Below are 8,368 nucleotides of genomic sequence, written 5' to 3'. Positions count from 1 at the left end.
TGCTAACAAATTGCTCCATGTTGTTTTTTCCGTACTTAAAAACAAAAAACCATATGAGGTACATCTTATTCATTAGTATTTTGGCTCTGTCCATTTGGGGGTTGACTTATTACCGCTTGTCTTTATAAATAGCATTTCATCAATATTTGTGCTATACCACTTTCCATGAAGAAATATTAATATTTATCTAAATTAATTGGATTTATATGCCATGAAAACAATGAAAGCGATTGTAAAAGCAAAACCAGAACAAGGTTTATGGCTCCAGGATGTTCCCATTCCTGACATCAGTCATAATGAAGTACTGATAAAAATCAAAAAAACAGCCATCTGCGGGACGGATGTCCATATTTATAACTGGGACAAATGGTCACAGCAGACCATTCCCGTTCCCATGCACATTGGTCATGAATTTGTGGGAACGATTGAAAAAGTCGGTTCCCATGTGGTCGATTTTAAACCGGGAGATCTGGTTTCAGGAGAAGGCCATCTGGTTTGCGGTCATTGCAGGAACTGCCTGGCCGGACGGCGGCATTTATGCATGAACACAAAAGGGGTGGGTGTCAACAGGCCGGGTGCCTATGCCGAATATCTTGCCATACCAGTGACCAATGTCTGGTATTGTAATAAAAACATTCCTCTGGATGTGCTTGCCTGCTTTGATCCCCTGGGAAATGCGACGCATACGGCTCTCTCCTTTGATGTCCTGGGAGAAGATGTTCTGATTACAGGTGCCGGTCCCATCGGCTGCATGGCAGCTGCCATTGCCAAACATGCAGGCGCCCGGTATATAGTGGTGACAGATATCAATCCCTACAGACTTGACCTTGCCAAAAAAGCAGGCGCCACTTTAACCATTGATGTGACGAAACAAAGCATTGAACAGGCCAAAAAAGACCTTGGCATGAAAGAAGGGTTTGACGTGGCCATGGAGATGTCGGGCAATCCTTTTGCCTTAAAGTCAATCCTTGATAACATGTGTCATGGCGGAAAAATTGCGCTTCTGGGCATCATGCCCGATAATACGGATATTGACTGGAACAAAGTTGTGTTTAACATGCTGACGATAAAAGGTATCTATGGCAGGGAAATGTATGAGACCTGGTATAAGATGACCAGTATGATTCAAACCGGGCTTGACATATCCCCTTTAATCACCCATAAATTTCATTACACCCAATTTAAAAAAGGGTTTGAAGTAATGCGGTCCGGGCAATCAGGCAAAGTCATACTTGACTGGGATTAACCACTAATCGTTATTGATTAACAATTAATTGAATATATTGTTACCTTTTTTTACGGAGCAAAACAAAATGGCCACCAACAAACTTGATATATCTTTAACAAAAGAATTAGAAACATTAAAGCAAGAAGGAAGGGGCAAGTCCCCTGAAAGAATAATTGAACAATACATCCCGCCTAAGGGAGAATTGGGCCCACGGTATAAAATGGTGGGAAGTGACAATGAGTTTATCCGGCTCAATTCCAATTCTTACTTATCCCTTTCCAACCACCCCAGGCTTATAGCTGAGGCAGACAAAGCAAGTCATGACTTTGGTGTTGGCCCGGGAGCGGTAAGATTTATTGATGGAACTTTTATCCATCATGATAAACTCGAAAAAAGAGTGGCCAAATTTACGGATAAACCTGCTGCCAAAATTTTCAATTCAGCCTACACCTCAAACTGCGGACTTGCCTTGACGCTTTCCAATAAAAAAACCCATTGGATCGGGGATCAGCTCAATCATAACAGCATTATCAGGGCCATGCGAATCTGTAACATACCCAGAGAAAACAAGGGCATTTTCAAACATAATGATATGGCAGACCTGAAACGCTGCCTTGATGAAGTACACCCGGAAATTGAGCGCGTTGTGGTCATATTTGATGGAATTTTCAGTATGCGGGGAGACTATGCCCCCATTGATAAAATCAATGATATCTGCAAGGAATATGATTCAAAATTCAAAGATGGTGTGATTACTGTTGTCGATGACTCTCACGGGATGGGTGCTTTTGGTGATACCGGCCGGGGCACGTCTGATTTTTGCAGTGCAGCACCGGACATCATTGTAGGAACTTTTGGAAAAGCCTTTGGCGTCAATGGCGGATTTATTGCAGCAAGTAAAACCATTATCGAATCTGTCCGGCAAAAGGCAGACACTTATATTTATACCAACCCTTTAAGTGTTGCAGACTGTGCTGCTGCAATAGAAGCCATTGATATTTGTGACAGTGATGAGGGCCTGGATCTGTTAAAAAACTTAAAAGAGAGGACTGCTCAGTTCCGACAGGGGCTTGAGCGGCTCGGGAAAGAATCTATACCCGGTCCCCATCCGGTTGTCCCGTTAATGGTGAGGGATACCCCAAAAACCCATGACCTTGTAAAATACTTATTTAATCATGGTGTGCTGGTTGTCGGATTGACATTTCCTGTGGTGCCCAAAGGGGATGAGACCATCAGATTTCAGATAAATGCCTGCCATACATCTGCTGACATAGAATATGTTATTGAATTATTAAATAATTTCAAATAGAATAAGGATGAATTTTCCACGGTTGCCTGCAAATAAAAAAAGGAGAGGGTAATGGACATGCAAGGCATTCTTGAAAATAAAAAAGTTCTTCTGGTTGATGATGAACCGGACATCCTGGAAACCCTTGAAGAGTTGCTCTATATGTGTTCGGTTGATACAGCCTCAACCTTTGAAGAGGCCATCGATTGTTTAAAAAACAACACGTATGATGTTGCTGTCCTGGATATCATGGGTGTTAAAGGCTATGACCTTTTAAAGATCACCAATAGGATGGATATTCCCTCCCTGATGTTGACAGCCCACGCCCTCACCCCGGATAATTTAAAGCAATCCATTGAACAAGGTGCAGACGCCTATGTCCCGAAAGATAAGCTGGCGGACATTTCCATGTATGTCGCAGATATATTGACGGCAAGAAAAGAAGGCAAAAAATCCCATGTTACATGGTTTTCACTGCTTAAGCCGATGTTTGACAAACTATTTGGCGAAGGCTGGAGGAAAACAGACAGGGATTTCTGGGATGAATTTGATGAAAAACAGATATCATCAAGGGAGGATATTCAAAAAATGGAATAGCCCCATCCCTATAAAGGTATTTTGACGATAAACTCAGCCCCTTTCCCACCGGCGGAATTTAAAGTCAGTGTCCCTCCCATATCCTTTAACAAGACCATTACCCCGGCAAGCCCCAGGCCATGGCTCTTAATTGCATTCTCAATGGATGATCCCGTTGTAAAATAGGTCTCAAAAATTCTTTGATGGTCTACCCGGGGGATGCCGCGCCCATCATCTTTTACCTTTAAGATCATCTGTTTTTCTTCAATATTGCCTGAAATCTTCACAAAAGAAGACCGATGCTTAAATGCATTGGTAACAAGATTTCTTAAAATCTGTCTCACCTTGGCCTCGTCAAGATAAACCATGGTTTTCCAGACTTTTGGATCAAAAAATAAGCTGGCACCACTGGCTTGAACCACCTGTCCAAGTTCATCATAATTTTGCGTTTTTCGAATAACCTCTGCCACACCCGGATCAGAAAAATCAAAAATTTCCATCAAGACAGATGTCACAAGGGCTGATATAGGAAAAGAAGAGAGGATCATGACACCCTCCCTGGATCTTCCAAGCTCCATCACATCATTCACAAGCCTTTGAGTAGTCAATGTATTTCTTATAATCCTCTTTAAAACTTTCACCTGCTTATCCGTCAGGGGACCATAGGAATCCTGTCGATTCAGAAGTGATTTTGCCCCGGCATCTATTACTGAGATGGGAACCTTTAAATCATGGATAAGAATTTCTGTCTTAATGGTGGTGTCTGACATTTTTCTCTTTAACCTTTTAAAACCCTTGCAATATTAATCAATGATTTTATATATTGTAATCGAATTGTTACAAATTAGCTATATATTAGCAAGAACATTTAAGATCTCTTAATTTATAGTTTGGTAAATTATAAATTTTGTTACGTGTGACCTTCAGGTTACGTGTGACCTTCAGGTTATACCCGGATTTGTTATATCGGGATCAATCAATCTTGTAAAGTCTTTATGGAGTTTATTTATGAGCTGCAATGAAAATGATATCAAAATACTTGAAAAAAAAATAAAAGAGCTTGAAAAAAAGAACAAGGAGCTTCATGGAATTATCCACAACGCTCCTATCCCCATATTTGCCCTGGATAACAATCATAAAATTACCCATTTTAACAAGGCCTTAGAAGAGTTAAGCGGGCTTTCAGGCAAAAAAATGCTTGGAACCGATCATCAATGGAAAGCCTTTTATTCAAGTAATCGTCCGGTCATGGCTGATCTTATCATCGACAGATCATCGGATGCACAGATTGTGGAACAATATGGCCAGAAATATAACCCGTCAACTAAAGCCAAAGAACGCTTTTCAGCCACAGATTTTTTCCCGGACCTTGGTGAAAAGGGGAAGTGGCTTTTTTTCTGTGCATCAACCATTACCGATGACAATGGTAACATCATCAGTGCGGTTGAAACCCTTCAGGATGTCACTGAAGAAAAAATTGCCGAAAAAAAAACCAAGGAACTTTACCGAATCTATCAAAATATTCTGGAATTTGTCCCTTATCCCATTGTTGTTTATAATGACAAAGGGTTGGTTTCCTATGTAAATCCATCTTTTTCAACAATCTTTGGCTGGTCCCTGGAAGAACTCAAAGGCAGACCGGTTCCCTTTGTACCCCCCGCACTTAAAGCGGAAACCAGGGATATGCTGAATAAATTCAAAGAGAACAAATCTGTTACCCGTTACGAGACTCAACGGCTGACGCGGGATGGTAAAATTCTTGATGTGGTGATCTGGGCAGCCTCCCATTCAAGGTATAACGCCGATTCAACGGATAACTTTGTCATCTTGAGAGACATTACTGAAGAAAAAAGGTTTGAAGCAAACAATAAGACCATTATGAGAATCAGTGCTGTCCTTCCGGAATATCCTGAACTTGAAGATCTGATGACCTATATTTCAAAAGAAGTAAAAGCACTCTTAAACACTGAAGGTGCACTGGTGCTTTTATATGATGAAATCAAGGAAGAACTGTTTTTCACAGGAGGAGCTTATGATGACTCGGATACGGACAAAAGAGCAAAAACATTTAGATTTCCCATTGATACCGTCCTGGCCGGAAAAATTATTAAAACCGGTGAATACGCCCTGGTCAATGATGCTGAAAAATTAACAAAAGACCATCCTGAAAGGGATGAAAGACTGGGATATCAAACAAGAAGCCTCCTGGAAGTTCCCATAAAAAGTGAAGACAGAATTATTGGAGTTCTTTGTGCCATTAACAAAAAACAGAACCTGTTTAATTATAATGACATGGAACTGATGACAATGATTGCAGGAACCTGTGCCATCTCCATTGAAAATGCACGATTTTCCGAAGCGGTCAGAGAGGCATACAGAGATGTGGCCTCCATGAACCGGGCCAAAGGAAAAGCCATCAACCACCTCTCCCATGAGCTCAAGACGCCGGTGGCTGTCCTTACCGGTTCCCTGCAGATCTTAAGAAAAAAACTTGAATCAGCGCCCGGTGTAAAGGTCAATGCCACACTGAACAGGATTGAAAGAAACCTGAGCAGGGTTGTTGATATTCAGGATGAAGTGGCTGATATCATGGGAGACAAAACCTATTCTGCCCAAAAACTTTTAATAAAAATGTTTGAAGCCTGCCAGGACGAGCTGGAAACACTTATCCAGCAGAACCTTTCTACAGACCATCTTGAACTATCGGTCAAAAAATTGATTGATGAAAAATTCGGTCCCAGGTCCATTAGCTACAGATCTATTGACTTTTCTGAATATTTCAATGAACTTTTCACCTCTCTTAAACCTGAATTTGAATTCAGGCATATTAATATCGAAATTTCTATTGATGACAACCTGCCGGCTCTTCTGCTGCCCGAAGAAATCTTAAATAAAACCATTGGCGGGCTTATTAAAAATGCCATTGAAAATACCCCGGATAAAGGCAAAATTCATATAACTATTGAAACAAAAGATTCCGGCATTCTTTTAAGTGTTCATGACTTTGGAGTCGGGATTGAAGCCGATGCCCAAAAAAGGATCTTTGAAGGCTTTTTTACCACCCAGGATACTTTATTGTATTCCACCAAAACACCTTTTTCCTTTAATGCCGGTGGAAAAGGTGCGGATTTGTTACGAATGAAAATATTTTCAGAACGCCATGGTTTCACTTTAGAAATGAAATCAAAGCGATGCCGATTCCTATTGGAAAACCAAGACATTGAATGCCCGGGTGACATTAAAGCGTGCAGTTTCTGCCACACTGAGGAGGATTGTCTTAATTCCGGATACTCCATTTTTACAGTGTTCTTTGCATCTGAAAAAAAATAAATAAATAAAGTCTTTGACAAACCGGAACAAATTAAATTATTACTGACAATAGATTGAGACTGAGCGCTCGTTTGGTTTGTTAAAACTTAACTAGAAGTTGAGTTTTAGTAAAGTTTCAAAAAAGTGAATTAAATTTTTACGGTTTATCTGTTTTCCAAGGAGTGATGTTTTATGAACTATTTGCATAATCTGACCTTTTTTGACATTTATGAAAAAAATGCGCTCTATAAAGGTTCCTCCTGTGCCATTCACTGGGAAGCTGAGGATATCACCTATTCCGATCTTTTTTTGCAGACTGCCAGACTTGCCAATGGTCTTTAAAACCTGAACCTCCCTGCCGGCAGCAGGATAGCCGTTCTTTGCAAAAATCATCCTGTCTTTTTTCATCTGTTTGGTGCGGCATCAGCACTCAACCTTGTGCTTGTTATGATTAACCGGCGGTTAAGTTATGATGAAGCAGCCTATATTATTGAAGACACCACACCCTGTTTAATTTTTTGTGACAAAGAAATGGCTGACCAGGCCGGAACACTTAAAAAGTCATTTTCCTGTCTTGACCATTGTTATGTTGTTGATGAAAATGATGCCCAGCTTTCAAATCTGTATGACTATTCTCCCCTCAAGGCCCCGGTACCCTACAGTCCAAGTGATCCTTTTGTTATTATCCATACGGCAGCCATGCTGGGCAAACCAAGGGGTGCTGTTCTGGGACAGGAAAATATCATCCTGGCAAACCAGCAAATCATCCACACTTTTGGGCTTGATGAAACCAAAACCTATTTGAATATTTTACCATTATTTCATATTATGGGAATTAATCTGGGGTTGGCAATACTTCAGGCCGGTGGTAAAAATATAATACAGGAAAAATTTGATCCCCCCAAAACCTTAGAACTTATCCAGGAACAAAAAGTCAATCTTTTTGGTTCCTTCCCTCCCATATTAACCAACCTTATAGATGCCATGGACGACGGAGACTTTGATCTGTCAAGCCTTGAAATAGCGGCCGGACTTGAGATGCCTGATACGGCAAAAAAATGGGAGACCTGTACAAATTCCAAATTCTGGACCATGTACGGACAGACTGAAACATCAGGCCTGATCACCTTTGCCGAATACTTTGCAAAAGCGGGTTCAGCAGGTATTATCTCGACCCTTGCCAATATTAAAATTGCAGATGACTTTGATACTCTTTTATCAGAAGGTGAAACCGGAGAAATCCTTGTCAGAGGGCCTTTGGTTTTCCAGGGGTATTGGAATGCCGAGGACCTGAATGCCCATACCTTCAGGAACGGCTGGCACCATACCGGTGACCTTGGAATGATTGACGCTGACGGATTCTTGTTTTTTAAAGGCCGAAAGGCTGAAAAAGAACTCATCAAGCCCGGTGGAGAAAATGTTTTTCCCGCTGAAGTGGAAAAGGCTATTCTTGAGCATGATGCCATCAGAGAAGTCTGTGTGTTTGGCGTACCTGACCCTAAATTCGGTGAAGGTGTAAAAGCGGTTTGCTCGCTGAACTCTGGGGCTACCCTGATAAAGGATGATCTGATCAAATTTTGCGGATCACTCATTGCCGGGTACAAAAAACCAAGATATATTGAGTTCATCAATGAGTTGCCCAAGGCAGAAGACGGCGCAATTGATCGTGAAAAAATAAAAACGGAATACGCCTGAAAACGATTCTCTTTTTTTAAACCACGGTTTTTGTCTTGACAGTCGTCTATAGTTATAGTTGATTTACTATGAATAATTTAATGCTATGGTAGGAGGTGGGTATTAGTTTCAATCGTTTTTCATCAAGCAAAAAACCATCTGACTTAAAGAATTTGGATTATATATGGCACATTTAAATGTTTCAGACGTTACACTCTCTTTTGGCGGACTTAAAGCTCTCTCCAATGTAGACATGAAGATTGAGCCGGGTCTTATCACATCAATTATCGGTC

7 protein-coding genes are annotated in these 8,368 nt (G+C 40.9%); 6 read left to right on the top strand and 1 reads right to left on the bottom strand.

Annotated elements, in window-relative coordinates:
* Positions 1-220 precede the first annotated feature (220 nt).
* The 3 genes from tdh to K8S13_RS22050 all read left to right on the top strand — a co-directional run bounded on the left by tdh (position 221) and on the right by K8S13_RS22050 (position 3,113).
* Positions 221-1,246, top strand: coding sequence for an L-threonine 3-dehydrogenase (gene tdh, locus K8S13_RS22060; RefSeq protein WP_367172816.1), 1,026 nt, complete (start codon positions 221-223; stop codon positions 1,244-1,246).
* A gap of 67 nt (positions 1,247-1,313) precedes the next feature.
* A complete protein-coding gene (locus K8S13_RS22055; protein ID WP_291465880.1) occupies positions 1,314-2,537 on the top strand; it encodes an aminotransferase class I/II-fold pyridoxal phosphate-dependent enzyme in 1,224 nt (407 codons plus the stop codon).
* A 51-nt stretch (positions 2,538-2,588) separates the two neighbouring features.
* On the top strand, positions 2,589-3,113 hold the full coding sequence (locus tag K8S13_RS22050) for a response regulator (RefSeq protein ID WP_291465879.1): 525 nt from the start codon (positions 2,589-2,591) through the stop codon (positions 3,111-3,113).
* An 8-nt stretch (positions 3,114-3,121) separates the two neighbouring features.
* On the opposite strand, the gene K8S13_RS22045 is transcribed toward K8S13_RS22050, so the two are convergent.
* Positions 3,122-3,862, bottom strand: coding sequence for a HAMP domain-containing sensor histidine kinase (locus K8S13_RS22045; RefSeq protein WP_291465878.1), 741 nt, complete (start codon positions 3,860-3,862; stop codon positions 3,122-3,124).
* A 238-nt stretch (positions 3,863-4,100) separates the two neighbouring features.
* Here K8S13_RS22045 and K8S13_RS22040 point away from each other — a divergent pair, with 238 nt between their 5' ends.
* The 3 genes from K8S13_RS22040 to K8S13_RS22030 all read left to right on the top strand — a co-directional run bounded on the left by K8S13_RS22040 (position 4,101) and on the right by K8S13_RS22030 (position 8,096).
* The gene (locus K8S13_RS22040) at positions 4,101-6,422 is read left to right on the top strand and encodes a PAS domain S-box protein (protein ID WP_291465877.1); all 2,322 of its coding nucleotides are present in this window, start codon (positions 4,101-4,103) and stop codon (positions 6,420-6,422) included.
* Between the two features lie 171 nt (positions 6,423-6,593).
* Complete coding sequence (locus tag K8S13_RS22035; protein ID WP_291465876.1) at positions 6,594-6,743, top strand: hypothetical protein; 150 nt, start codon at positions 6,594-6,596, stop codon at positions 6,741-6,743.
* A gap of 3 nt (positions 6,744-6,746) precedes the next feature.
* Complete coding sequence (locus K8S13_RS22030; protein ID WP_291465882.1) at positions 6,747-8,096, top strand: AMP-binding protein; 1,350 nt, start codon at positions 6,747-6,749, stop codon at positions 8,094-8,096.
* Positions 8,097-8,368: the final 272 nt, after the last annotated feature.

This window comes from Desulfobacula sp., assembly GCF_021107415.1.
This window is presented reverse-complemented; position numbering and strand designations above follow the sequence as displayed.

Coding starts and splice junctions, on each gene's coding strand:
- tdh (WP_367172816.1), top strand. CDS start 221: ATGAAAGCGATTGTAAAAGCAAAACCAGAACAAGGTTTATGGCTCCAG.
- K8S13_RS22055 (WP_291465880.1), top strand. CDS start 1,314: ATGGCCACCAACAAACTTGATATATCTTTAACAAAAGAATTAGAAACA.
- K8S13_RS22050 (WP_291465879.1), top strand. CDS start 2,589: ATGGACATGCAAGGCATTCTTGAAAATAAAAAAGTTCTTCTGGTTGAT.
- K8S13_RS22045 (WP_291465878.1), bottom strand. CDS start 3,862: ATGTCAGACACCACCATTAAGACAGAAATTCTTATCCATGATTTAAAG.
- K8S13_RS22040 (WP_291465877.1), top strand. CDS start 4,101: ATGAGCTGCAATGAAAATGATATCAAAATACTTGAAAAAAAAATAAAA.
- K8S13_RS22035 (WP_291465876.1), top strand. CDS start 6,594: ATGAACTATTTGCATAATCTGACCTTTTTTGACATTTATGAAAAAAAT.